At 72.6% G+C, this 25,120-nt stretch carries 16 protein-coding genes; 9 read left to right on the top strand and 7 right to left on the bottom strand.

Annotated features, from left to right (window positions below; translation table 11 throughout):
- The first annotated feature begins 22 nt into the window (after positions 1-22).
- From ACPPVX_RS14485 to ACPPVX_RS14470, 4 genes are all read left to right on the top strand, one after another.
- On the top strand, positions 23-3,217 hold the full coding sequence (locus tag ACPPVX_RS14485; protein ID WP_426571270.1) for a PD-(D/E)XK nuclease family protein: 3,195 nt from the start codon (positions 23-25) through the stop codon (positions 3,215-3,217).
- Positions 3,214-6,735, top strand: coding sequence for a UvrD-helicase domain-containing protein (locus ACPPVX_RS14480; protein WP_426571269.1), 3,522 nt, complete (start codon positions 3,214-3,216; stop codon positions 6,733-6,735). Before ACPPVX_RS14485 ends, ACPPVX_RS14480 begins: the two co-directional genes overlap by 4 nt.
- Before the next feature lie 77 nt (positions 6,736-6,812).
- A complete protein-coding gene (locus tag ACPPVX_RS14475) occupies positions 6,813-8,060 on the top strand; it encodes a metallophosphoesterase family protein (RefSeq protein WP_426571268.1) in 1,248 nt (415 codons plus the stop codon).
- Positions 8,057-11,203 (top strand): AAA family ATPase, encoded by a 3,147-nt coding sequence (locus tag ACPPVX_RS14470; protein ID WP_426571267.1) that lies wholly within the window; start codon positions 8,057-8,059, stop codon positions 11,201-11,203. Before ACPPVX_RS14475 ends, ACPPVX_RS14470 begins: the two co-directional genes overlap by 4 nt.
- A gap of 12 nt (positions 11,204-11,215) precedes the next feature.
- Here the strand turns inward: ACPPVX_RS14470 and ACPPVX_RS14465 are convergent, their stop codons facing one another.
- The 4 genes from ACPPVX_RS14465 to ACPPVX_RS14450 form a co-directional block, all read right to left on the bottom strand.
- The gene (locus ACPPVX_RS14465; protein WP_426571266.1) at positions 11,216-12,859 is read right to left on the bottom strand and encodes a DEAD/DEAH box helicase; all 1,644 of its coding nucleotides are present in this window, start codon (positions 12,857-12,859) and stop codon (positions 11,216-11,218) included.
- Between the two features lie 179 nt (positions 12,860-13,038).
- Positions 13,039-13,887: a hypothetical protein gene (locus ACPPVX_RS14460; protein WP_426571265.1), complete on the bottom strand. Its 849-nt coding sequence runs from the start codon at positions 13,885-13,887 to the stop codon at positions 13,039-13,041.
- 213 nt (positions 13,888-14,100) lie between these two features.
- Complete coding sequence (locus ACPPVX_RS14455) at positions 14,101-15,282, bottom strand: serine hydrolase domain-containing protein (RefSeq protein ID WP_426571264.1); 1,182 nt, start codon at positions 15,280-15,282, stop codon at positions 14,101-14,103.
- Positions 15,283-15,328: 46 nt separating this feature from the next.
- Positions 15,329-16,828: a neutral zinc metallopeptidase gene (locus ACPPVX_RS14450; RefSeq protein ID WP_426571263.1), complete on the bottom strand. Its 1,500-nt coding sequence runs from the start codon at positions 16,826-16,828 to the stop codon at positions 15,329-15,331.
- Positions 16,829-16,959: 131 nt separating this feature from the next.
- Here ACPPVX_RS14450 and ACPPVX_RS14445 point away from each other — a divergent pair, with 131 nt between their 5' ends.
- Entirely contained in the window at positions 16,960-18,411 is a 1,452-nt protein-coding gene (locus ACPPVX_RS14445) for a M20/M25/M40 family metallo-hydrolase (protein ID WP_426571262.1), read from the top strand.
- A gap of 24 nt (positions 18,412-18,435) precedes the next feature.
- On the opposite strand, the gene ACPPVX_RS14440 is transcribed toward ACPPVX_RS14445, so the two are convergent.
- Both ACPPVX_RS14440 and ACPPVX_RS14435 read right to left on the bottom strand, forming a co-directional pair.
- Complete coding sequence (locus tag ACPPVX_RS14440) at positions 18,436-18,828, bottom strand: PPOX class F420-dependent oxidoreductase (RefSeq protein ID WP_426571261.1); 393 nt, start codon at positions 18,826-18,828, stop codon at positions 18,436-18,438.
- A 27-nt stretch (positions 18,829-18,855) separates the two neighbouring features.
- Positions 18,856-20,346 (bottom strand): LemA family protein, encoded by a 1,491-nt coding sequence (locus tag ACPPVX_RS14435; protein ID WP_426571260.1) that lies wholly within the window; start codon positions 20,344-20,346, stop codon positions 18,856-18,858.
- A 106-nt stretch (positions 20,347-20,452) separates the two neighbouring features.
- On the opposite strand from ACPPVX_RS14435, the gene ACPPVX_RS14430 reads away from it, so the two are divergent.
- Positions 20,453-21,532 carry a cation diffusion facilitator family transporter gene (locus ACPPVX_RS14430; RefSeq protein WP_426571259.1) on the top strand — a complete coding sequence of 360 codons (1,080 nt, stop codon included), beginning with the start codon at positions 20,453-20,455 and terminating at the stop codon, positions 21,530-21,532.
- 127 nt (positions 21,533-21,659) lie between these two features.
- Positions 21,660-22,295, top strand: a complete 636-nt coding sequence (locus ACPPVX_RS14425; protein WP_426571258.1) for a peroxiredoxin — start codon at positions 21,660-21,662, stop codon at positions 22,293-22,295.
- 98 nt (positions 22,296-22,393) lie between these two features.
- On the opposite strand, the gene ACPPVX_RS14420 is transcribed toward ACPPVX_RS14425, so the two are convergent.
- A complete protein-coding gene (locus tag ACPPVX_RS14420) occupies positions 22,394-23,035 on the bottom strand; it encodes a TetR/AcrR family transcriptional regulator (protein WP_426571257.1) in 642 nt (213 codons plus the stop codon).
- A gap of 95 nt (positions 23,036-23,130) precedes the next feature.
- On the opposite strand from ACPPVX_RS14420, the gene ACPPVX_RS14415 reads away from it, so the two are divergent.
- Together ACPPVX_RS14415 and ACPPVX_RS14410 are read left to right on the top strand one after the other, a co-directional pair.
- The gene (locus tag ACPPVX_RS14415) at positions 23,131-24,120 is read left to right on the top strand and encodes an ATP-binding cassette domain-containing protein (RefSeq protein ID WP_426571256.1); all 990 of its coding nucleotides are present in this window, start codon (positions 23,131-23,133) and stop codon (positions 24,118-24,120) included.
- Complete coding sequence (locus tag ACPPVX_RS14410; protein WP_426571255.1) at positions 24,120-24,989, top strand: ABC transporter permease; 870 nt, start codon at positions 24,120-24,122, stop codon at positions 24,987-24,989. Before ACPPVX_RS14415 ends, ACPPVX_RS14410 begins: the two co-directional genes overlap by 1 nt.
- Positions 24,990-25,120 lie beyond the last annotated feature (131 nt).

Genomic DNA, 25,120 nt, shown 5'->3' with positions numbered 1-25,120 from the left:
CCCCATCGGTATGGTCCCCGACATGACCTCGGCGACCGGCGGATGGGTGCGATACGGCACAGACGCCGCCACCGCGCTGCGCGTCGAGATCTCCCGCATCAAGGGCGCCGAGCCCCTCGCGCCGGTCACGGTGGTGGTGCCGTCCAACCAGGTCGGCGTGTCCACCCGGCGCCTGTTGGCCTCCGGCTCGGTGGGGTCGGTGTGCGGGGCCGGTCCCGGGCTGATCGGGGTCACGTTCGTCACGCCGTACCGCCTCGCGGAGCTGCTCGGGGCCGCACCCCTGGCCGAGCAGGGCCGCCGTCCCGTGTCGGTGCCCATCCTCGGCGCCGCCGTCCGCCAGGCCCTCGCCGCCGAGCCGGGCGCGTTCGGGCCGGTCGCCGGCCACGCGGCCACCGAGACCGCGCTGGTGGCCGCGCACCGGGAGCTGCGAGACCTCGACGGCTCGGCGCTCGATGCGCTGGCCGCATCCAGCGTGCGCGCCGGCGAGGTGGTCCGGGTCCATCGCGCCACCCTCGAACGGCTCGCCGCCGGCTGGTACGACGAGGAGGACCTCATGGCCGCCGCCACGTCCATCACGGCGGCCGGCCACACCCCTGCGGAGGTGGGGGCGGTGGTGGTGCACCTCCCCCAGCGGCTGTCTCGCCACGCCGCCGACCTGCTGCGCACCCTCGGATCGTCCACCCAGCTCAGCGTGATCGCCGGCACCACCGGGGTGGCCAAGGCCGATGCCGAGGTGGTCCGCTCGGTCGGCCGCCTCGGGGTCGATCTCGGGCCCCCGCCCGACGAACCGGTCCTGGGTGCCGCCGTGTCGGTCGACCGCACGCGCATCATCACCGCGTCTGATGCCGACGACGAGGTCCGCGCCGCCGTCCGCACGGTGGTCGATGCCGTGCGGGCCGGCACCTCGCTCGACCGCATCGCCGTGCTCTACGCCGCGCAGGAGCCCTATGGCCGCCTGCTCCAGCACCACCTCGACGCGGCCGACGTGCTGGCCAACGGATCGGCCACCCTCCCCCTCGCCGGCCGCCTGGCCGGGCGCACGCTGCTCGGGCTCCTCGCCCTCCCGTCCACCGGGCTGCGCCGACAGGACGTGTTCGCCTGGCTCACCGGCGCCCCCATCCTCCACCAGGGCGCCTGGGCCCCCACCACCGCCTGGGAGCGCATCTCACGAGACGCCGGCGTGGTGGCCGGCCGGGCCGACTGGGACCACCGGCTCCAGCACCTCGCAGACCGGCTGAACGCCCAGGCCGACCGGTTCGAGCTCGAAGCCCAAGAGGACGAGGCCACCGACTGGCGGGTCACCCGCGACCGGCGAGACGCCGCCCGTGCGCTGGAGCTGCGCGGGTTCGTGCTGGGCCTCGCCGACCGGCTCGCCGGAGCGCAGGCCCCCAGCCCCTGGAGCGACCGGGTGCGCTGGGCCAAGCGCCTCCTGGCCGACACCCTCGGCGGCGCATCCAGGCGCACCTCGTGGCCCGAGGCCGAGCGCCGCGCCGCCGAGCGGCTGGTCCTGGCGCTGGATCGCCTGGCCGTGCTCGACGATCTCGAGGGTCCCGTCGGGCTCGACGTGTTCACCCGCGCCCTCACCGTCGAGCTCGAAGCAGACCTCGGCCGCGTCGGCCGCTTCGGCGAGGGCGTCCTGGTGGGACCGGTGTCGATGGGCGTCGGGGTGAGCCTCGACCTGGCCATCGTCGTGGGCATGGCCGAGGGCACCTTCCCCTCCACCCTCAGGGACGACTCGCTGCTGCCCGACGAAGACCGAGACGCCGCCGGGGGCCAGCTCCCCCTCCGGTCCGGCCACGTCGACCGCCTCCACCACCAGTTCCTCGCCACCCTCGGCGGCTCCACCCACCAGGTGCTCTGCATCCCCAAGGGCGACCTGCGCCGCAGCCGCGAGCGGGTGCCGTCGCGCTGGGTGCTCGACGTGGCGTCCAGCCTCGCCGGGGCCACCTGGTGGAGCGACGACCTGCTCCACGCCAAGGCCCCGTGGATCACCCACCTGGCCTCGTTCGACGACGCCGTCCGCACCGCGTCGTCGCCGGCCACCGACCAGGAGCACCGGCTCCGCACGCTCCTCGCCCGCAACGCGCCCCGCGCCCAGCTCCAGGCCACCGCCGCAACCGTCGACGGCACGCTCGCGGCCGGCATCGAGACGGTCGACGCCCGGTGGAGCACCGCGGTCACCCGGTTCGACGGCAACCTCGGCGGCCTGCCCATCCCGTCCCCGGTCGAGCGGGGCACGTCGGCCACCAGCCTGGAGTCGTGGGCGAAGTGCCCCCACGGCTACTTCGTCCAGCACGTGCTGCGCGTCCAGCCCGTCGAGCAGCCCGAAGACGCCCTCCAGATCACACCCATCGACCGCGGCAACCTGGTCCACCGGGCCCTCGAGTCGTTCATCCAGTGGGCGCTCGACGAGGAGCGGGTCCCCTCGCCGGGTCAGGCCTGGACGGCGGAAGACCACGACCGCCTCCGCGCCATCGCCACCGAGCTGTGCGACGAGGCCGAGGCCGACGGGCTCACCGGGCGCTCGCTCTTCTGGCAGCGAGACCGCGGCAAGATCCTGGCCGACCTCGACCGGTTCCTCCACGAGGACGACACCCACCGGGCCGCCACCGGCGCCAGCCCCGTCGCCACCGAGCTCCCGTTCGGCATCGGCGCCTTCGACGCCCTGGCCTTCCCCTTGGGCGATGGACGATCGGTCCCCCTGCGGGGCATGGCCGACCGCGTCGACCGCTCCGCCGACGGCACGCTCCACGTCCTCGACTACAAGACCGGGAGCACCACCCCCTACCGCGGGCTGAGCCCCGACGATCCGCACCAGGGCGGCCGCCGCCTCCAGCTCGCCGTCTACGGCCTGGCCGCCCGCCAGCACGTGCACGACCCGGCCGCGCCGGTGCGCGCCGAGTACTGGTTCACCTCGTCCAAGGGCCGCTTCGAGAAGCTCGGCTACGACATCACCGACGAGGTGCTCGCCCAGGTGTCGGCCGCCATGGCCACCATCGTCGACGGGATCGAGGGCGGCCTGTTCGCCCCGCACCCCCAGCCCCACACCACGTCACCGTTCACCGACTGCCACGCCTGCGACCCCGACGGCCTGGGCACCACCGAGGTCCTGCGCCAGTGGGAGCGCAAGGTCGGAGACCCCGCCCTCGCCCGCTACCTCGATCTCATCACGCCCCCCGAGCCCGAGCCGGCCCTCGCAGCGGAGGAGGCCTCGTGAGCCCGGCGCGAGCCAGCCGTCCGTCGCCTCCCGACCAGGACCAGCGAGACATCGTCCACCAGGCGCTCGGCACCACGCTGTTCGTCGAGGCCGGCGCCGGGTCCGGCAAGTCCACCGCCCTGGTCGGCCGGGTCCTCCAGCTGATCACCACCGGGGCCACCGAGCTGCGGTCCATCGCCGCCATCACCTTCACCGAGAAGGCCGCGGCCGAGCTGCGCGACCGCATCCGCCAAGCGCTCGAACGAGCGGCCGAGCAGGCCCGGACCGACGGCGACGGCACCACCGCAGGCCGGTGCGCCGATGCCATCGACCAGCTCGACGGCGCCGCCATCGGCACCCTCCACGCCTTCGCCCAGCGCCTCCTCGCCGAGAACCCCATCGAGGTCCAGCTCCCGCCCCGCGTCGAGATCCTCGACGAGGTCACGTCCGACGTGCAGTTCGAGCAGCGCTGGTCCGCCTACCAGGACCGCCTCCTCGAGGACCCGGCGATGGAGCGCACCCTCCTCCTCCTGTTCGCCACCGGCGTCAAGCCCGTCGCGCTGCGGGCCCTCGCGCTGGAGTTCGACCGCAACTGGGACCTCGTCGCCGAACGGGTCCCCGCCACCGCGCCCGAGCCGCCGCAGATCCACGATCGGCTCGAGGCCGCGCTCGCATCGGTCGATGCCGCGTGCGCCTCGCTCGCCCACTGCACCGACACGGGCGACAAGCTCGCCGACCGGCTCGGCCAGATCACCGAGTACGCCACCGCGCTGCGGAAGATGGACGACGAGCTCGATCTGCTCGACGAGCTGAGTGGCGTCGGCGCCATCAAGCCCCCCAGCTTCAGCGTCGGCAACATCGGCGCCAAGGGGAAGTGGGCGTGCGACGTCCCCACCCTCCGCGCCGAGGTCCGCGCCGCCGGCGACCAGCTCGAAGCGGTGAAGGGCGAGGTGGCCCAGGCCTGCGCGAAGCGCATCGCGGCCGCCATGCGCTCGTTCACGCTCGACGCCGCCGCCGCCCGCCGAGAGGCCGGCCAGCTCGCCTTCCACGACCTCCTCGTGCTGGCCCGCCAGCTCGTCCGCCAGCACCCGTCGGTGCGCGAGCGCCTCCACCGCCGCTACCAGCGGCTGCTGCTCGACGAGTTCCAGGACACCGACCCCATCCAGATCGAGATCGCGGTGCGCATCGCCGCCGCGCAGCCCGGGTCCGACGACGCCGGCTCCCTCCCCTGGGACCAGGTCGAGGTGGCACCTGGCCACCTGTTCGTGGTCGGCGACCCGAAGCAGTCGATCTACCGCTTCCGCCGCGCCGACATCCGCCTGTTCCTCGACGCCAAGGACCGCTACGGAGCGCACGACGGCCTGGTCACCCTCTCCACCAACTTCCGCACCGGCGAGCCCATCATCCGCTGGGTCAACCATGCGTTCCAGGCGCTCATGTCCGAACCTCCAGGGGTCGACTCCGTCTTCGCCTCCCAGCCCGACTACGTGCCGCTCCACGCCGTGCGTCCCGGCCCCCGCGTCGGCCCCGCGGTCTCCGTGCTCGGCCGCGAGCCCCTGACCGAAGGCTCGGCCGGAGACCTCCGCGCCGCCGAGGCCCGGCAGGTGGCCGCCACGGTCGCCCGGATCCAGGCCGAGGGGTGGAGCGTGGGCGACGAGTCGGCCGACAGCGGCTGGCGCGAGCCCAAGCTCGGCGACATCACGGTGCTGGTCCCCGCCCGCACGTCGCTCCCGTTCCTCGAAGACGCCCTCGAGTCCGCCGGCATCCCCTACCGGGCCGAGTCGAGCAGCCTGGTCTACGTGTCCCGGGCCGTCCGAGACCTGCTCATGGCGCTGCGGGCCATCGACGACCCCACCGACCAGCTGGCCATCGTCTCGGCCCTGCGCAGCCCCCTGTTCGCCTGCGGCGACGACGACCTGTTCCGCTTCAAGGTGCTCCAGCACGGCACCTTCAACCACCTCGCCCGCCAGCCCGACACCGTCGAACCAGGTCCCGTGCTCGACGCGCTCACCTACCTGGCCACGCTGCACCGCGAGCGGCACTTCACCTCGCCCGCCGAGCTGGCCGACCGGGTCGCCCGAGACCGCCGGCTGTTCGAGCTCGGCTTCGCTGAAGGCCGCACGCGAGACGTGTGGCGCCGGCTGCGGTTCGTCATCGACCAGGCCCGGGAGTGGGGCGAGGCCACCGACGGCAACCTCCGCGAGTACCTGCAGTGGGTGGCCCGCCAGAGCAGCGAAGGCAGCCGGGTCGCGGAAGCGGTGCTCCCCGAGTCCGACGACGACGCCGTGCGGATCATGACCATCCACGCCGCCAAGGGCCTCGAGTTCCCCATCACCATCCTGAGCGGCATGTCCACCGCCCCCCAGTCGTGGCCCTCACCCGCGCAGGTGGTCTTCCCGTCGGGTGGCGGGGTCGGCTACCGGTTCGGCAAGGCCGTCTCCACCCAGGAGTTCGAGGACTGGAAGCCCATCGACGAGCAGATGGCCTTCGACGAGCGGGTCCGCCTCCTGTACGTGGCGTGCACCCGGGCCAAGGACCACCTCGTCCTGTCCCTCCAGCGCAAGGCCCGGCGGTCCGCACCCGAGCCGTCCAAGCGCACCAACGCCGAGCTCCTCCTCGCCGGCACCGGCGACCTCCTCGACCAGCTGCCCGACGCGGTGGCACCGGAGGTCGAGGTGGCGGCGGTGTTCCCGGCCTCGCCGCCGTCGCCCCCGCTGCCCTTCGACCAGTGGCGCGCCGAGCTCGACGCTGCCCTGGTCGCCGGGTCCCGGCCTACCACCATCGCCGCCACCGCCCTCACCGCCGAAGGCACCCCCGACCTGGCCCGCGACGAACCGACCGATGCCGATGCGGGCGGCGGACCCCTGGACGCACCACCGCACCAGGCGCCGTCCGATCAGGCGCCGTCCGACCAGGCCCAGGCCGACGAGGGCCAGCCCGCCGAGGCCGGGCTCCAGAAGCGGCCTCGAGACCTCGACCTGCCGCCGTGGCTGAAGGGCCGGTACGGCACCGCCGTCGGGCGCGCCGTCCACGGCACGCTCCAGACCATCGACCTGGCCCACCCGGCCGGCCTGACCGGCGCCGTCGCCGCCCAGTGCGAAGCCGAGGCGATCACCGAACGAGCCGCCGAGGTCGAGGCCCTGGTGCGCGCCGCGCTCACCTCGCCGGTGATCGCCGCGGCCACCGCCGGCCCCCACTGGCGGGAGGTGTACGCCTGCACCCCCACCCCCGGCGGCCGCCTGCTCGAGGGCTACATCGACCTGCTCTACCGGACCCCCGCCGGCATGGTCATCGTGGACTACAAGACCGCCGCCACCGACGACCCCGACGAGCTCGCCCGGCGGGTCGAGGGCTACCGCCTCCAGGGGGCGTCCTACGCCCTCGTGGTGGGCGAGACCACCGGCGAGCCCATCGCCCGGGTGTGCTTCGCGTTCCTCACCCCCAACGGCGCCGTCGAGGTCGATCTGACCGACATCGAGGCCGCCATCGGAGAAGTGAACGCCCTGGTCGCAGCGGGTGTCGAGCAGGTCACCGCGTAGCCGCAGGCCACGCGCCATCCGTCCCGCTGTCAGACCCCCTAGGTACGTTGCAGTCGTTCCCGAAAAGGCGATCCGACATGCCCTTCTCCTACCTCCACGCAGCAGACCTCCACCTCGACACGCCGTTCACGTCCGTGAGCGGCTACCCCGAGCGCGTCGGTGCGGCCCTGCGGGAGGCATCGCTCGAGGCCTGGGATGCGCTGATCTCCACCGCCATCAACCGCCAGGTCGCCTTCGTGGTCCTCGCGGGAGACATCTACGACGGTGCCGAGCGGGGCATCCGGGCCCAGCGGGCGTTCCTCGACGGGGTCACGCGCCTGGCCGAACACGGCATCCGCACGTTCCTCGTCCACGGCAACCACGACCCGGTCACCGAGGGGTGGACGGCCATCACGTCGTTCCCCGCCGAGGTGCACCGCTTCTCGGAGACCCAGGTCGAGTCGATCTCGTTCGAAGCGGGCGGCGAGCAGGTCGTGGTCCACGGCACCAGCTACGCCGTCTCCGCCACCACCGACAACCTCGCCCTCCAGTTCCCGAGCGCATCCCCCGGCGCGTTCAACATCGGCCTGCTCCACGCCAACCTCAGCGGCCTCGGCTCCAAGCACCAGGACTACAGCCCCTGCTCGCTCGACGATCTGCGTCGCACCGGGTACCAGTACTGGGCGCTCGGGCACATCCACCAGCGCCAGACGCCCCACGCCGGCCACCCGTGGATCGTGTACCCCGGCAACATCCAGGGCCGCACTCCCCGCTCCTCCGAGCGCGGCGCCAAGGGGGCCGTCATCGTGGCGGTCACCAACGGCGTCGCCGCCGAGCCCGAGTTCGTCGCCCTCGACCGGGTGCGCTTCGTCGACATCGCGGTGGCCATCGACGACGTGATCGACACCGGCGTCCTCCTCGACCGGCTCGAGGCCGCCGCAGACCCCGCTCGCCACGGAGGCCGCGGCGTGCTCGTGCGAGCCACGGTCGAAGGCAGCGGCCGCCTCCACCACGAGCTGATCACCCAGGCCCGCCGAGACGAGATCCTCCGAGACCTGCGAGACCGCGGCGCCGGCGCCGCGCCGTTCGCGTGGTGGGAGCGCATCACCTGGAAGACCCGCTCGTCGGTCGATGTGATCGACATCCGCCGTCGAGAAGACTTCGCGTCCGACCTGCTCCGCTTCATGGACGAGGCCGCGCCTGCGGTCACCGCCGGCTGGATCGATGAGCTCCCCTCCGACGTCGTGCGGGAGCTGGGGGAGCTCCTCCCCGCCGCCGACGCCCCCGCCATCTGGGAAGCCGCCCAGCGGCTCGCCCTCGAATCCGTCACGGCGCTCGAGCCATGAGGATCCACGGCTGGCACATCGACGGCTTCGGCGTCCACCACGACCAGCAGGTCCAGGACCTCCCGCGCGGCCTCACGGTCATCACCGGCCCCAACGAGTCGGGCAAGTCCACCCTCCAGCACTTCCTGGCGGGCGTCCTCTTCGGCTACCCCAACAAGGGCCGGCCCGACCGGCACGATCCCGTCAACGGCGGCAACTACGGCGGCCGCCTCTTCGTCACCGACGAAGAGGGACGGCCGATCATCATCCACCGCGGCCTGCGCAAGAGCTCGCTGCGGCTCAGCACCGCCGACGGCGATCTCGACCCCTCCGAGCTGGCCGCCCTCGTCGGCGGGGCCAGCAAGGAGCTGTTCCAGAGCGTCTTCGCCGTGCACCTCGCAGACCTGGCCGAGCTCAAGGCGCTCACCGCCGACCAGGTCCGCGAGCGCGTCTTCTCCGCCGGCATCGTCGGGGCCGGCAAGACGGCCGAAGCCGCGCTGGGCGAGCTGGGCGCGGCCCGAGACATGCTGCTGCGCCCTTCCGGTCGCGGTGCCTACCTGCTCAAGTCGCTCCGGGAAGACCTGGCCACCGCCCGAGGCCAGCTGGCTGCGGCCCGCACCGAAGCCGACCACCTCCCCGACCTCCTCGATCAGATCCGCGCCCTCGACGCCCAGGCGGTAGACCTCCGCCAAGAAGCCCGGGCCGTCGAGCTCCAGCTCGAGCTGCTCCGTGCGGTCCAGGCCCTCTGGCCCGCTTGGTCCGCCGCGCGCACCGCTCACGAGGAGCTCACCGCCCTCGGTCCCGTCCCGGCTTGGGACCAGCGGGCTGTCGCCACCCTCCGCGGCGCGGTCACGCTGCGGGCCGAGCGCACCTCAGCGCTGGCGTCGGCCACCCAGCAGCTCGCCGCCGCCACCCAGGCCGCCGAGGCCCTCCCTGTGCCCGGCCCGGCGGTCGCGCTGGCCGAGCCCATCGACGCCATCGCCAAGCAGGCCCACACCGAGCTCCAGCGGCGCGAACGGATCGCCGAGCTGCGTCCTCGTCTCGCCGCCCACCGCGGCGAGGTCGGCGCTGCGCTCGAGCTGCTGGGCCCCGGGCACGATCTCGCCTGGCTCAAGGAGCAGGCCCCCCGGGTCGAAGACGCCGCCGGCCTGCGCACCGTCGCCGCCACCACCGATCACGCCCGCCAACAGGCCGAGGCTGCCTCGGCCGCCCACCGCCGCGTCACCGCTGAGCTGGCCGAAGAAGCCGAAGACCTGCAGCACGCCGCCACCACGGCTGCGGCCGCCGGCGGACCCAGCGCCGAGTCCGCCGCCCGCTACCTCGATGCCACGGCCCGCCTCGTCGCCCTCGTCGGTCAGCGAGACGCCGCCACCCGCCACCTCGCCGCCGCCTCCCAGCGCACCCCCGCTCCGCCCGCCGCCCAGCCCGAACGCGTGCGGCCCCGCGGCCGGCCGGTGGCGATCGCTGGCGTGATCGCCGTGGTCGCCGCGCTCGTCCTGCTCGGCGCCGGCGCCCCCCTGGCCGCCGCCGTCACCGTCGTCGTCGGGCTGGCCCTCGTCGCCGGCGGTGCCGCGCTCGGGCTGGGTGCCCGCACGGCCCCCGCCGCGGCCTCGGCTGCCGCCACCACCGCCACGGTCGACCCGCTCACCACCCACGTCACCGACGAGATCGCCCAACTCGACGCCGAGCTCGTTCCCGTGCTCGCCACCTTGGAGCTCGATCACGCGCCCACCGCGTCGCAAGCGGCCGAGATCCAGAGCCACGCCCACCGCCTCGCCTCTGCCGCCCACGATCGAGACGCGGCCAAGCGCCACACCGCCGACCGGCTCGACGCCCACCAGCGCAGCGCCGCCCGCCGTGCCGCCGCCACCGACGCCGACGTCGCCCGGACCGGCCGAGCCCTCACCGAGGCCCAGCAGGCCTGGACCACGTGGCTGGGGGCCCACCACCTGCCCACCTCGCTCGACCCCGCCGGGGCCGCCGAGTTCCTCACCACCGTCGATCGGGCCCGCACCGCCGCCCACGCCGCCACCCTGGTCGAAGCAGACCTCGACCAGGCCCAGGGGCAGAGCGACGCGTTCGCTGCCGCCGTCGCACCGCTGGCCGAGCAGCTCGGGCTCGACCCGCACCAGGATCCGCTGACCACCGTCGACCTCCTCGCCACCGCCGCCCGCCAGGCCCACCGCCAGGCCCAGGCCATCGAGCAGGCCGCCGCCCTGGTCGAGCACCGCCGCGGCGATCGGGATCAGGCCATCGCCCACCTCGACCGAGCCGATGCCGAGCTCAAGACCCTGCTCGGCGAGGTCTCCGTCGCCGATGCCGACGACGCCCTCGACCAGATCGAACGCGTCGAGCACGCCCGCCGGCTCGGCGCCACCATCGACGAAGCCGAGACCAAGCTCGCCGCCGCGCTCGGCCCCGCCGACGAGCAGCTCCGGCAGGCGCGCAACCTCCTCACCGACCCCGACGCCGACCCGGCCGTCTGGGCCGCGCAGGTCCGCCAGCTCTCGCACCAGGCCTCGGCCGCGCACCAGCAACGAGACGGCGTCCTCCAGCAGCGCTCCACCGTCCAGGGTCAGGTCGACGTGCTCAGCGCCTCCGCCGACATCGCCTCGATCGAGCTCCGGGTCACCGACCTCGAGACCCAGCTCGTCGACGCCGTCACCCAGTGGGCCTCGTTCCACCTCGCCCACCAGATGGTCGAAGGCACCCTCGCCCGCTACCAGCGGGAGCGTCAGCCCGAGGTCGTCCAGCGCGCCGGCACCCTGTTCGAGCAGGTCACCGACGGCCGCTACACCCGCCTCGAGGTCCGCGGCACCGAGGTCGTCGCCATCAACCGAGCAGCCCAAGAGGTGCCGGCCACCGCGCTCAGCCAGGGCACCACCGAGCAGCTCTACCTGTGCATGCGCTTCGCCCTCGCCGAGTCGTTCTCCAAGACCGCCTCGCTGCCGCTGCTCCTCGACGACATCACGGTCAACGCCGACGCCGAGCGCCTCCCCCGCCTCGCCCAGATGATCGCCACCGTCGCCGAGACCAACCAGGTCCTCGTGTTCAGCTGCCAGGACCGCATGGTCGAGCTGCTCCAACAAGCAGACCCGCAGGCCCGCACCATCACCCTCCCCAGCCAGCACCACACCAGCCAGATCGGCCGCGCCGTCAGCTGATCAGCCCACCGGCTACTGGCGGGCCCACTTCTCGCCGACCTCGAGCCGCTGGCGCAGCTGGCCCACCGTCGCCTCGGTGATCCGGCCCACTCCCGACAAGCGGTTCAGCTCACCGTTCACCTGGGCGTGCGTCTGACCCGTGCGGCGCACCAACGTGGCCACGATCTCCGCGTTCTGCTCGCGCAGCCGGCGCTTCTCCTCACGCCGAGTCCGGGCGATGTCGCCACCGATGCCGATGTCGACGCCCAGATCACCCAGCGGCCGACGATCCCCGGCGAGCGGAGGGGGTGGGGCGAGCGTCAGCACCAGCTCCGGATCGTCGTCGAGGCCCGGATCGAGGTCGTCGTCGACATCGTCGATGTCGAAGGCGTCGTGCGCCTGGTGGTCCGTCGCCACCGCGGAGAGGGCGGCGAACAGCGACATCTGCTCCTCCGTCCCCGTGTCGAGCGCGGCGGGGTCGCGCTCGAAGCGCTCCTCCTCGCGCTTGCGCAAGCTGTGCCGGCGCTGGTCGGCGATCTGGAACGCTCGGGTGCGCAGGCGCGGATCGTCGGGGATGAAGAGGTACGCCTTCTGGTTGCGCAGCCCCGGCGTCCACCGCACGAAGCGCCCCACCGCCTGGCGGAAGAACAGCTCGGTCGTGGTGGTGGTGGCGTACACCCCCACCCGCAGGCGCGGGATGTCGACGCCCTCCGACACCATCCGCACCGCCACCAGCCACGGGGCCGTCCCCGCCGAGAACTCGGCGATGCGCGCCGACGCATCGGGGTCGTCGGAGGTCACCACGGTGGCCGCCTGCCCGAACCGGTTGCGCAGCAGGGCCGAGATCCCCCGGGCATGGTCCTGGTCGCTGGCGATCACCAGCCCACCAGCCGCCGGGTGCGTCTCGCGGATCTGGTCGAGCCGGGTCACCGCCTCCCGCAGCACCGTGGGCAGCCACTCGCCCTCGAGCGACAGCGCGGTGCGCAGCCGCTGCGACGACCGGGCCTGATCGAGCGCATCGTCGAACGACGCCGAGTTCATCGATCCGTCGGGCGCCGTCCACTCCATCTCGCCGCCGGTGCGGGGGAAGTACACCGGCCGCACCACGCGGCCGTCGCCCAGGGCGTCGCCGTATCCGTACTCGTAGTCGGGCGCCGCCTCGTCGAGCACGTAGTTCACGAACGGGATGGCGCTCGTGTCGCTGCGGAACGGCGTGCCCGAGATGGCCAGCCGCCGCACCGAGGTCTCGAACGCCACCCGCACCGAATCGCCCCACGCCCGGTCGTCGGCCGCATGGTGGATCTCGTCGAAGATCACGAACGAGTCGGTGGCCACCCGGCGCAGCACGTCGGCGCTCGACGCCACCTGCTGGTAGGTGGTCACGATGCCGTGCATGTCGGCCGGCAGGGCCCCATCGGCCGCCGACCAGGCCGGGTCCAGGTGCAGCGCGAAGCGGGCCGCCGCCTGGGCCCACTGGACCTTGAGGTGAGCGGTGGGCGCCACCACGATCAGGCGCGACCGGGGCCGCTCCGACAGCACGTGACGGGCCACCGTGAGCGCGAACGTCGTCTTGCCGGCGCCGGGCGTGGCCACCGTCAAGAAGTCGTCCTGACCTGCGGCGACGTACTTCTCGAAGGCAGCCTTCTGCCACGGCCGGAGCCGGATGCTGCGGGTCAAGGCCTGCGGAGCGGGGGGAGGGACGACAGCAGCACGGGGAACCGATTGTGCCACGCCGGCACCCCTCCTCCCGACCCGCGGCAGGGTGATCTTCGACCGTCGGAACCCCACCGAGGTCAGCGCCCTGATCGAGCCCGGGCCGCAGCCGCCGACCGCGGCCGACGCCGGGTCGGCCGGCCTCAGACCACCCGGATGCCCGTGCGCTCGGCGAACCCATCGGCCGCGTCGGACCAGCTGGCGAAGGCCGCCTCGGACCCGCGCTCGCTCGGCGACCAGGTCCGCAGCAACCCGGTCCCGTCGGCCGTCTCGGAGGCGTCGACGATCGACGACCCATCAGGGTGGATGCGCGCGTACGGCCGCGACGGCACGCCCGAGCAGGTGACCGAGATGGCCGCCATGGCGTGGACATCACCCCGGTCGAGGGCCGCCCCCACCAACCGGTACCGGAGGGTCTGGTCCCAGCGGCGCAGCCGCACGTCGAGCATCCAACCCCCATCGTGGCTGCGAGCCACCGATGATTCGCTCAGCGCCGTCGACGCCGCCGCGACCGCCTCGGCTCCCGACGGCAGCTCGACCGACAGCCCGAAGTACGGATCGCAGATCAGCTCGGCGCCGCCGCTTCCGCCCACGAGGACGGCGGCGTGCAGGTCGACCACCGGCGCCTGCTCGTCGACGCGCCGCGTGGCCGCCACGCGCACGGGCCCGATCCCCGCCGCATCGACCAGGGCGGCCATGACCGTGGCGAGCACCCAGCACGACCACGTGGGCGACGGCGCGCCGCCGGCGGGCCGCGTCGCCTTCGCCTCGAGGTGGTCGAGCACCCGCCGCGCCAGGAGGTCAGGGTCGGCGCCGGGCGGCACCTCGCCAGACGCGATCGACGCCAGCTTCGCCGTCGACCCGACCGGCACGAGCGTGGGCAGCACCTCGGCCAGGGCACCCGCTCCATCGTCGGCCGCCCACCCGAGCGCGTCGCCCAGATCGCCCGCCAGCCCGGCATCGATCGCCCACGGTCGCTCGGTCTCGGCCACACCCGAGTCTCCCGCCCGACCCCGTGCTCCGCCCAACCAGTTCCCCGCCCCCACCCGCACCCCCGCCAGCCGGACCCCGCCAGCCGGAAGTTTTCTGGTCGATATCCCACCCCATCGGGGGAAGATCGACCACAAAGGGCGGGGCCCACCGTTCTCTGGTCGATATCCCACCCCATGGGGGGAAGATCGACCAGAAAAGCGGGCAGCGAGGGGTTAGTCGGCGAGGAGGTCGGCGGCGAGGCTGGCGATGGCGGTGTCGCGGCGCTGCTGGCGGATCATGTGCTGGTCGAGGCCGGCGGTCAGGTAGCCGACGCTGAGCCCGGTGTCGGGGTCGCCGAACGCCAGCTGGCCGCCGGCGCCGTTGTGCCCGAACGCTCGCGGCGACACCATGCGGCCCATGCCGCGGCGGTGCGACAGACCGTCGTCGCCGGCGACCACCAGGCCGAGGGTGCGGCCGGCGGGCACGCCCCAGATGTCGGGCAGGTTCATCCGCACCCGCTGGGTGCCTTCGACCAGCGCCTCGTGCGACCACTGGTTCGCCGGGTTGGCCATGAGCCCCTGGTACAGCAGGGCGAGGTCTTGGGCCCGGAAGACGCCGCCGCCGCCGGGCACGCCGATGCGCCGAGCGTCGGGGTCGTTCAGGGTGGTCAGGGCGCCGATCGCCACGTCGGGCGGGATCAGGGCGCCCACGTCGATCGAGATGCCGAACGCCTCCTCCATCTCGTCGGCCGTCGGCGGCGTGCCCACGCCCACCGCGTCGAGGATCCCGTCTTGCTGGTCGAGCGGGATGCCGAGCAGGCGCGGCAGGCCGAGCGGCGCGGTGACCAGCTCCTCGATGGCGTCGGCGTGGTCCATGCCGGTGACCTCGGCCAGGATCTCGCCGAGCACCCAGTGGCCGGCGGTCGGGTGGTACACGTAGGCGGAACCGGGCTCGAGCGTGAGCCGCCAGCGCGAGAACGCCTCTCGCCGGCCTTCGGTGGTGGCCCACCGGTTGGGACCGAGCGGCGCCCACGGGAACCCGCCGGTGTGGGTGAGCAGCTGCTCGACCGTCACCACGTCCTTGCCGTTGGTGGCGAACTCGGGGATGTAGGTGGCAGCCGACGCGTGGATGTCGACCATGCCCTCGTCGATCATCCGCCAGATCGCCGCGGCCACCAGGGCCTTGCTGGCGGAGAAGCCCAGGAAGCGGCTGCCGGCGGGAGCGCCGTACGTGGCGTCGACCACGACCTCGCCGTGGTGGGCGACCGCGATCGACACCGCCGGCGACAACCCCTCGTCGACCTCCCGTTGGACCCGTTCGAGCAGCCGGTCCACCTTGGCCGGGTCGATCGACCGGTCCGAGGAGCCGGACGGCGAGGAGGACGAGGAGGCGGCGCTGGCGTCGGTGTCGGTCACGTCCCGGACGGTACGCCGACCGAGCCGGCCTCGCTCAGCAGACCGGTCAGCCGGCCTCGAGGGACAGGCAGGCGTCGGCGCCCTTGATCACCCCGGTGCGGTAGGCCTTGACCCGCTGGAACGCGTCGCCCCCGCCGTTGGCCGAGCCCGAGCCACCGGAGGAGCTGGTCTGCATCAGCACGGCGACGCCCTCGTCGAGGTCGCCGGGCGACAGCACCAGCTGGTACGACTCAGGCGGGTTCGGCGGCAGGAGCGCGGCGGCCCAGGAGCCGGCGAGGCAGTCGCCCTGGAGCGCGGCGCTGGCGTCGTCCTTGGCGGTGCCGAGCTGGTGGACCGCATCGAGCCCGTAGCGGGTGGCGAACAGGGTGGCGACGGCGAAGTCACCGCCCTGCTGGTAGATCTGCGGGATCGTGTCCTGGGCGTCGTAGCCCACGAACCGGTCGGGGATGCAGACGAACACCGACGAGCCCGAGGTGGACTTGCCGCCGCAGGTGGGCGGGTCGTCGGGCGAGAACGCCACCGGGTCGCCCAGCGGGTCCCAGGCCTTGCCGTCGGTGCTGAGCTTGGGGAACGTGTCGGTCCAGTAGGCCTTGAGCGACGGGAACACCAGGTCGGTGATGCCCGGCTCGTCGGTGGTGCCGGTGAGCTGGAGGTTGCCGTTGGCGTTGGCATCGCCCGGGTCCGAGTAGGGGAACTCGTAGGGGGCGGGATCGCCGTCGCGGAACTCCGCGCAGCGGGTGACGCCGTCCTCGAAGCCGTCCTGGAAGGCGCCGACCCGGTCGAAGCCGCTGCCGTGGGCCATCTGGTCGTCGGCGGCGCCGCCGGGGGCGTCGCGCAGGGCGAGGATCCCGGTGATGGCGGTGTCGAGATCGGAGGTGGTGATGGAGAAGCGCTTGCTCTCGCCGTCGGACACGTGCTTGGTCCAGGCGCCGGCGAAGCAGTCGGCCTGGAGCTCGGTGATCACCGACGGCGCCGAGAACTGGGCCCGGTTCTGGATGGCGTGACCCCACTCGTGGGCAATGACCATGGCGACGGTGAAGTCGCCGTACTGCTTGGCCAGCTGCGGCATGAAGCTCTCCTGGTCCCACACCACCGCGTCGCCGTTGGGGCAGTAGAACGCGTTGTTGAGGAGGGCGGAGATGTCGCTGCTGGTGGCGCAGGGGACGGTGCTGGCATCGGTGCTGCTGTCGATGGCGTAGAGCCCGCCCGAGATCGGCTGGTAGTCGCCGCCGTACGCCTTGGGGAACTGGGTCTTCCACCAGTCCTGGAGGTCGGACACGGCGTTGCCGATGACGTTGTCGACCTCGCTGCCATCGGATCCGTTGATCTGCACGTCGGCGGGCGGCACCGCGGCGGCGGTGGTGGTGGCGGGGGCGCTGGTGGGCGGCGTCACGTCGCTGCCGAGGATGTTGCTGTCCTGGCGCTTGGGGGTGGTGCCAGAGGCCACCTTCTGGCCGGCTTGCACGCCGCACGCGCTGAGGGCCAGCAGCCCGACGAGCACGACGGCTCGCCGGCGGTAGTAGGTGGCCCGGGTGGGTGTGTTCACGACGTTCTCCTCCATGCCCACTCGGGCAGCGGGGACCATTTGACCATGGACCCCCCGAAAGTCCGAGTAAGGCGGGCGAAGGGTTCGCGTCAGGCAGAACATGCCCTTCACCAGCGTGGGAGGCTCTGCCCATGGCTCTCGATCCCGCCGCCGTCGTCGCCCGCACCCACCGCGCCTGGGACGACGAGATCCAGCCCGCCCTCACCGACTACATCCGGGTGCCGGCGCTGTCACCGGCGTTCGATCCCGACTGGGCCGCGCACGGCCACCTCGACGCGGTGGTCGACGCCGCCGCGCTGTGGGCGGCCTCCCGTGCCATCGACGGCCTGTCGATCGAGGTGATCCGCCTCGCCGGGCGCACGCCGATCCTCTGGTTCGAGGTGCCCGAGTTCCCGGGCGATGGCAACCAGGGGAGCAAGGGCGTCGACGCCGACACCGTGCTGCTCTACGGCCACCTCGACAAGCAGCCGCCGATGGAGGGCTGGCGCGAGGGCCTCGGCCCGTGGGACCCGGTCGTCATCGACGATCGCCTCTACGGCCGAGGGGGCGCCGACGACGGCTACGCGGCCTACGCGTCGTTGGCCGCCATCGAAGCGGTCCAGGCCGAGGGCGGCACCCACGCCCGCTGCATCGGCCTGATCGAGTGCAGCGAGGAGTCGGGCAGCCCCGACCTCCCCGCCTACGTGGAGCACCTGGCCCGGCGCATCGGGGCCCCGAGCCTGGTGGTCTGCCTCGACTCCTTCTGCGGCGACTACGAGCGCATGTGGACCACCACCTCGCTGCGCGGCCTGCTCGGCGCCAGCCTCACCGTGCAGGTGCTCGACGAGGGGGTGCACTCGGGCAGCGCCGGCGGCGTCGTCCCCGACTCCTTCCGCATCGCCCGCCACCTCCTCGACCGGGTGGAGGACGCCGCCACCGGCCGCGTGCTGGTCCCCGAGCTGTGGGTCGAGGTGCCCGAGGGCCGCACCGGCGAGATCGCCGCCGTGGCCGCCGACCTGGGCGACGCCCTCACCTCCACCTACCCGTACCGCGGCGCCACCCAGCCGGTGGTGCCGTCCACCGACCCGGCGCAGCAGCTCACCGCCAAGACCTGGGAGCCCACGCTGACCGTCATCGGCGCCGACGGCCTCCCGCCCACCCAGACCGCGGGCAACGTCCTGCGCCCCGCCACCGCCCTCGCCCTGTCCTTCCGCCTCCCGCCCACCGTCGACGCCCTCCTCGCGGCGCGCGCCGTCGAGCAGGCGCTCACCGCCGACCCGCCCCACCGCGCCACGGTCACCGTCCACATCGACAGCGCCGAGGGCGGCTGGGACGCGCCGCCCACCGCGCCGTGGCTGGAGGAGGCGATGGCCGCGGCCAGCGAGGCCACCTTCGGGCCGCCGGCACGCAGCCTGGGCGAGGGAGGCTCGATCCCGTTCATGGGCATGCTCGGCCGCCGCTTCCCCCACGCCCAGTTCCTGCTGACGGGGGTCCTCGGCCCGCACTCCAACGCCCACGGTCCGAACGAGTTCCTCCACCTCCCCACCGCCCGCAAGCTCACGGCCGCGGTCGCCCTGGTCCTCGACGCCCACGCCGCCCGCTGACCCCCACCGTTCGGGCGGGTGGAGTCAGGCGGGTGCGTCGAAGGTGATGACGATGGCGGTGCGCTCGGCCTTCCCGACGAGCGACTTCAGCTTGGTACCGATCGACAGCACGAACGCCTGGATGCCGTACTTCTTGCCGATGGCGCTCACGACCGCGTCGAGGTCGGCGCCCTCGGTGACCACCACGGCGGTGGCCGGCACCTCGTCGGCGCCGTCGGCCACCCTGCCCCGCATGTCGCACGCCTGGAGCACGACCTTCGGGTTGCGCCGGATGCGCTTGACCTTGAACGACCCGCCGTCGGTGGTGAACCCGGCCCTCCCGTCGGCCAGCGGGGCGATCCACACGGGGACGGGCACCGCCGCTCCGTCGCGCTTGTAGCTGACGAGCGACACGTACGTGGCCGAGGCGATGTCCATCCCGGTGACGCTACCGACGAGCGCTGGTCAGAACGGCGTGGGCGCCGACCCGCCCGGCGGAGGTGGCGGGGTGGCCGGCGGCGGTGACGGCGGCGGGGGCGCGGCGTGGTCGATCTCCGGCGCGGCCGATGGCGCGGTGGCGACCGAGGGCACGAAGCGGGCAGCCTCGTCGGCCTCGAACAGGTTCCACGACGGCACCTCGACGAACCGGGCGAAGAGGCTGCCGGGGAACTGGGTGCGCCTCGTGCGGAGCACCTCGATGGCGTCGTTGTAGAAGCCCCGGGCGGACGCCACCGACTCCTCGGCATCGGCGATGCGCGCCTGGAGGTCGACGTAGACCGAGTCGGCCTTCAGGTTCGGGTTCGACTCCGCCAGCGCCACCGTGGTCTGCGCCGCCGCCTTCATGCTCTGGTCGGTGGTCTGGGCGTGGGCGAGCGTGGCGTCGGACGGGAGGGTCTCGGTGGGCGGCGGCGTGGGGACGGCGCGCAGCTCGGCCACGGCCGCCTGCACCTCGCGCTCGTGCTCGCCGTAGCCCTTGACCACCTCGACCAGGTTGGGCATGAGCTCGGACCGGCGCTGGAGGCTGATGTCGATCAGCGACCACGCCTTGGCCGCCTGCTCCTTCACCTCGACCTGGCGGTTGTAGTTGCGGAGCAGGGTGATGAGGAACAGGCCACCGACCTCGAGGCCGAGGGCCCAGATCACCAGGAACCACTTGACCTCGTCGAACAGCGCATCGCTGGCGGTGCCCACGAAGATCGCCGTCATGAGCAGGCAGCCCAGCCCGCACAGCCGCGCCGTCCACCCGTTCGACGACGCCACCTGGGCCTCGGACTTGGTGGACACCAGCAGGTCGTCGTCGCCCGAGAACTCGAGCCCCGTGGCGTCGGTGCGGGGCCGGGCGGTGCCCATCAGGTAGATCGGCGCGCCGGCGGCGATGGCCTGCTCGGTGACCCGGTACTTCCCCGAGAGCGACGAGATGGGGTTGGCGGTGTCGGGCGTGTTGTCGAACCACCCTCCGTCGACGGTGGGGGCGAGGGCGAAGCTCGTGTCGGCCATGCTCCGCTGGCGCTCGACGACGTCCTCGCCCACCAGCACCCACTGGCGCAGCTGCCAGCGGCTGTAGGGCGGTGCGAACCCGCGGTCGAGCTCCTCGCAGAGCCCGCGCACCGGCTCGAGGTCGGCGCCGCGCGGGCGGATCAGGACGCGACCGGTCTGGTCCTGGATCCAGAACGGCGCCGCGGTGGAGCGCTTCTCGACGGTGACCCACTCGCTGTCGTCGCCGGACTTCTGGTAGCGCTCGAGCTCCCAGCTGAACCAGACCGCCGGCGTCTGGGTGAACGGGGTGACGATCGGCTGGTAGAGCGGGACGGCCTGGCCGACCACCTCGTTGCGCCCGACGAAGACGCCCCGGCACGTGCTCGTGGGCGTGTCGTCGATCGTCCACTTCTTGCGCCAGCTCGACAGGCACAGCCAGCCGAGGACGAGCGCCACCACCCCGCACACAAGGATCCACACGCCCGCCGGTCTACCAGCACCCGGCCGCCGGGCCGGCCAGGGGTGGCGGGACGCGCCCCGTACGATGGGCACCGTCGTCCACCCGTCGTTTGGAGCATCCGGCCCCATGGCCTCCTCGCCACGTCACCAGAAGCCCGACGAGATCGCGGAGGAGGAGCCCGGCCACGGCCACGGCACCCGGGCGGTGATCGCGGCGCTGCTGGCCAACCTCGCCATCGCCGTCGCCAAGTTCGCGGGCTTCGCCATCACCCGCTCCTCGTCGATGCTGGCCGAGGGCGTGCACTCCGTGGCCGACTCCGGCAACCAGTGCCTGCTGCTGCTCGGTGGACGGCGGGCCAAGAAGGCCGCCAACGAGGAGCACCCGTTCGGGTACGGCAGCGAGCGCTACTTCTGGGGCTTCGTGGTGGCCCTCGTCCTGTTCTCCCTGGGCTCGCTGTTCGCGCTGTACGAGGGCATCCACAAGATCCAGCACCCCGAGCCCATCGACAGCCCGCAGTGGGCGTTCGGCATCCTCGGCTTCGCGATGCTGGCGGAGGGGTTCTCGTTCCGCACCGCCAAGAAGGAGACCGACAAGATCAAGGACGACGCCAGCTACTGGCAGTTCATCCGGCGGGCCAAGCAGCCCGAGCTGCCCGTGGTCCTGCTGGAGGACTTCGGTGCGCTGATCGGCCTCGTGCTGGCCATGACCGGCGTGGGCATCTCGGTGGTCACCGACGACGGGCGCTGGGACGGCTACGGCTCCGTGGCCATCGGGCTCCTCCTCGGGGTCATCGCCATCGTGCTCGTGGTCGAGATGAAGAGCCTCCTGATCGGCGAGTCGGCCACCAAGAAGGAGGTCGAGGCCATCCGCGCCGCCATCGAGATCGAGCCCGACGTCATCCGCGTCATCCACCTGCGCACCCAGCACCTCGGCCCCGAGGAGCTCCTCGTGGGCGCCAAGGTCGAGTTCCTGCACGAGCTGACCGTGGCCGAGGTGGCCGGCACCATCGACCGCGTCGAGCGCACCATCCGCGCCGGCGTGCCCTCGGCCCGGGTCATCTACATCGAGCCCGATGTCCACAAGGCGCACCGGGCCCCCGGCTTCGTCCAGGAGCACGAGGGGCACATCAACCCCGACGATCCGGCCTACGTCGGCATCACCGGCCACCTGCCCGAAGGCGACGACGGCGACGAGATCTGGTCCTGACCGACCGCTGGTCGGCCGGCTGTTGACGCCCGCCCGAATACCTGATGGGGTTGGTCGGGAATGGGGGCGGGTCCGACTAGGTTGACCGTCCCTGCACGCTTCGACGAGACAAAGAAGAGGGATCACCATGCCAACCCTGCGCCTGGGCGACGACGCCCCAGATTTCACCGCGGAGACCACCGAAGGCACCGTCAACTTCCACGACTGGAAGGGCGACAGCTGGGCCGTGCTGTTCTCGCACCCCAAGGACTTCACCCCGGTCTGCACCACAGAGCTCGGCCGCGTGGCCGCCCTCAAGGACGAGTGGGACAAGCGCAACGTGAAGGTCATCGGCATCTCCGTCGACACCTCCGAGAGCCACGAGGGCTGGGCGCAGGACATCAAGGACGTCACCGGCAGCGAGCTCAACTTCCCGCTCATCTCGGATCCCGACAAGAAGGTCGCCGACCTCTACGACATGATCCAGCCGAACGCCAGCGACACCATGACCGTCCGCTCGGTGTTCATCATCGGCCCCGACAACAAGCTCAAGCTGTCGCTCACCTACCCCGCGTCCACCGGCCGCAACTTCGACGAGATCCTCCGCGTGATCGACTCGCTGCAGCTCACCGCCAAGTACAAGGTGGCCACTCCGGTCGACTGGAAGGACGGCGAGGACGTGATCATCACGGGCGCCGTCTCCAACGAAGACGCCGAGGCCCAGTTCCCCGGCTACACCACGGTCAAGCCGTACCTGCGCACCACGCCGCAGCCCGGCAAGTAGCTCGTCCGGCGCTCCGGCCCGCCCACCAGGGCCGGCCGACCGGCGCACGCACGCCACGAAGGGCGGTCCCCCGGGGCCGCCCTTCGTCGCGCCCGGGCTCAGGCGGCGGGTGGTTCGGTGGGCTCGGGTGGCTCGGGCGGGAGGCCGAGGATGACGCGGGTGACGGCGATGAGCTCGGCTCGCACCAGGTCGTGGGGCTCGTGGTCGAGGAGGGCGCCGCCGAAGTCGTCGAACCCGGTGATGCCGCCGAGGGCGGCCAGGATCCGCACCCGTTCGGCGAGCGAGAGGTCCTGGCGGGTGGCCATCGCCTCGACGCGAGCGTGCAGCCGGGTGTGGTCCTCGAAGAACTCCGACGTCTCCGCGAGGGTCTCGACCGCGCTGCGGTTGCGATCGGCCAGCTGGAAGAGCCGGTAGTTGTCGAACATGTTGTCGAGCGTCCAGGTGAGCATGGAGGCCCAGTCCTCCATCGACTGGGCGGCGTCGATCCGGTCGATGAGGTTGGTCTGGAGGTCCACGATCGGTTCGAGCAGGGCCCGGAGGATCTCCTCCTTGGACTTGAAGTGGTAGTAGAGCGCGGCCTTGGTGAAGCCCAGCGGCTCGGCGATCTCCCGCAGCGACGTGCCCTCGTAGCCCTGCTCGGTGAACAGGTCGACGGCCACGTCGAGGATCCGGTCCCGGGTGGATGGCCCGTGAGCGGGCTCAGCGGGCCCGGCGGGTTCGGCGGTGGTGCGAGCAGCCATGTGACACAGATTACTTGACGGCCGGTAAGTTTCCCACTTACCGTGCGGCAAGTAAGGAACCGAACCCACCGGTCCACCACGAACGAAGGTCCCCCATGGCAGAGCTGCCCATGATCCAAGCCGAAGGCCTGTACAAGCGCTACGGCACCACCCAGGCGGTCGACGGCGTCAGCCTGTCGGTCCCCCGCGGCACCATCCTCGGCGTCCTCGGCCCCAACGGCGCCGGCAAGACCACCACCGTGCGGATGCTCACCACCATGACCAAGCCCGACAAGGGCTCGGTCCACGTGGCCGGCGTCGACGTGGTGGCCGACCCCCGGGCCGCCCGACGCCGCATCGGCGTCACCGGTCAGGACGCCACGCTCGACGAGCTGCTCACCGGTCGCCAGAACCTGATGATGATCGGCCAGCTCTCCAAGCTCCCTCGAGCCGACGCCGCGGCCCGGGCCACCACCCTGCTCGCCGAGTTCGACCTCACCGACGCCGGCGATCGCCTGGCGAAGGGCTACTCCGGCGGCATGCGCCGCCGGCTCGACCTGGCCGCCAGCCTGGTGTCGCGTCCCGAGGTCCTGTTCCTCGACGAGCCCACCACCGGTCTCGACCCCACCAGCCGCGTGCGCATGTGGGACGTGATCCGCAACCTGGTCGCCGACGGCACCACGCTGCTGCTCACCACCCAGTACCTCGACGAGGCCGACGAGCTGGCCGACGCCATCTCGGTGATCGACCACGGCAAGGTGATCGCCCACGGCACCGCCAAGGAGCTCAAGGCCACGGTCGGCGGCGAGCAGCTCGAGCTCACCCTCAGCGCGCCCAGCGAGCTGGCGGTCGGCGCCCTCTCCGCGCTCGTCACCGGCGCCATCACCACGAGCGACGACGGCCGCACCATGCGCGCCTCGGTCAGCCCCGGCGCGGGCAAGGCCACCGCCATCATCCGCGCCCTCGACGACGCGGGTGTCGCGGTCGACGACGTCCAGTTCCACCACCCGTCGCTCGACGACGTGTTCTTCGCGCTCACCGGGAACCCGGCCGAGGCGCCCGCCGACCCCGAATCCGATCCCGAGCTCAGCGAGCAGGTTGCCTGATGACCACCATCACCTCACCCACCAGCACCATCCCGACCGCCATCACCGACGCGCCTGCCTCCACCATCGGCCGGGCGAAGGAGTGGGTGGCCGACGTGGCCGTCCTCACCTACCGCAACCTGCTGCACGTGCGGCGCGAGCCGGCCCAGCTGTCCGACGCCACCATCCAGCCGGTGCTGTTCACGCTGCTGTTCGTGTACATCTTCGGCTCGGCCATGCACCTGCCGGGCAACGCGGCGTACCACGACTTCGCCATCGGCGGCCTGGTCACCATGAACCTGACCACCGCCTCGATGGGCACGGCCGTGGGCATGAGCTCCGACCTGTCGACCGGCATGATGAACCGCTTCCGCTCCCTGCCGATGTCGCGCAGCGCCATCCTGGCGGGGCGCACCATCTCGGACCTGCTCGCCGCCACGCTCTGCGGCACCATCGTGCTGCTCACGGGCTTGGTCATCGGCTGGTCGGCCCCCAACGGCATCGGCGGCGTGATCGCCGGCATGTCGGTGGCCCTGCTCTTCGCCTACTCGCTGAGCTGGTTCACCGCCTGCATCGGCCTGGCCGTCGGTGATCCCGAGTCGGCCCAGGGCGTCGGCCTGGTCATCCTCTTCCCCATCGCCTTCTTGTCGACGTGCTTCGTGCCGGCGGCCGGGCTGCCCACGGTGCCCCGGATCATCGCCGAGTGGAACCCGGTGTCGGCCGTGGCCGGCTCGCTGCGCGAGCTGTTCGGCAACCCCAACCCCGCCAGCCTCAGCCACAACTGGCCGGCCCAGAACCCGGTGCTCATGGCCGTGCTGTCGAGCCTGGCCATCCTGGTGATCTGCGTCCCGCTCGCCAGTTCCATGCTGCGCAAGCGCACCACCGACTGACCCGCCCGACCGACAACCCGCTGAGCGCTGGTCGATCTTCCCCCTCACGCGGGGACCATCGACCAGCGTTCCGGCGCGTCCGGGCTTGCTGGTCGATCTTCCCCCTCACGCGGGGAGGATCGACCAGAGAA

The sequence above is a fragment of the Aquihabitans sp. McL0605 genome, assembly GCF_049993875.1.
Lineage (GTDB): Bacteria > Actinomycetota > Acidimicrobiia > Acidimicrobiales > Iamiaceae > Aquihabitans.
This window is presented reverse-complemented; position numbering and strand designations above follow the sequence as displayed.

Bases quoted from the DNA above. Each gene is read 5' to 3' on its own strand.
- ACPPVX_RS14485 (WP_426571270.1), top strand. From the start codon at position 23: ATGACCTCGGCGACCGGCGGATGGGTGCGATACGGCACAGACGCCGCC.
- ACPPVX_RS14475 (WP_426571268.1), top strand. From the start codon at position 6,813: ATGCCCTTCTCCTACCTCCACGCAGCAGACCTCCACCTCGACACGCCG.
- ACPPVX_RS14470 (WP_426571267.1), top strand. From the start codon at position 8,057: ATGAGGATCCACGGCTGGCACATCGACGGCTTCGGCGTCCACCACGAC.
- ACPPVX_RS14445 (WP_426571262.1), top strand. From the start codon at position 16,960: ATGGCTCTCGATCCCGCCGCCGTCGTCGCCCGCACCCACCGCGCCTGG.
- ACPPVX_RS14440 (WP_426571261.1), bottom strand. From the start codon at position 18,828: ATGGACATCGCCTCGGCCACGTACGTGTCGCTCGTCAGCTACAAGCGC.
- ACPPVX_RS14430 (WP_426571259.1), top strand. From the start codon at position 20,453: ATGGCCTCCTCGCCACGTCACCAGAAGCCCGACGAGATCGCGGAGGAG.
- ACPPVX_RS14425 (WP_426571258.1), top strand. From the start codon at position 21,660: ATGCCAACCCTGCGCCTGGGCGACGACGCCCCAGATTTCACCGCGGAG.
- ACPPVX_RS14420 (WP_426571257.1), bottom strand. From the start codon at position 23,035: ATGGCTGCTCGCACCACCGCCGAACCCGCCGGGCCCGCTGAGCCCGCT.
- ACPPVX_RS14415 (WP_426571256.1), top strand. From the start codon at position 23,131: ATGGCAGAGCTGCCCATGATCCAAGCCGAAGGCCTGTACAAGCGCTAC.
- ACPPVX_RS14410 (WP_426571255.1), top strand. From the start codon at position 24,120: ATGACCACCATCACCTCACCCACCAGCACCATCCCGACCGCCATCACC.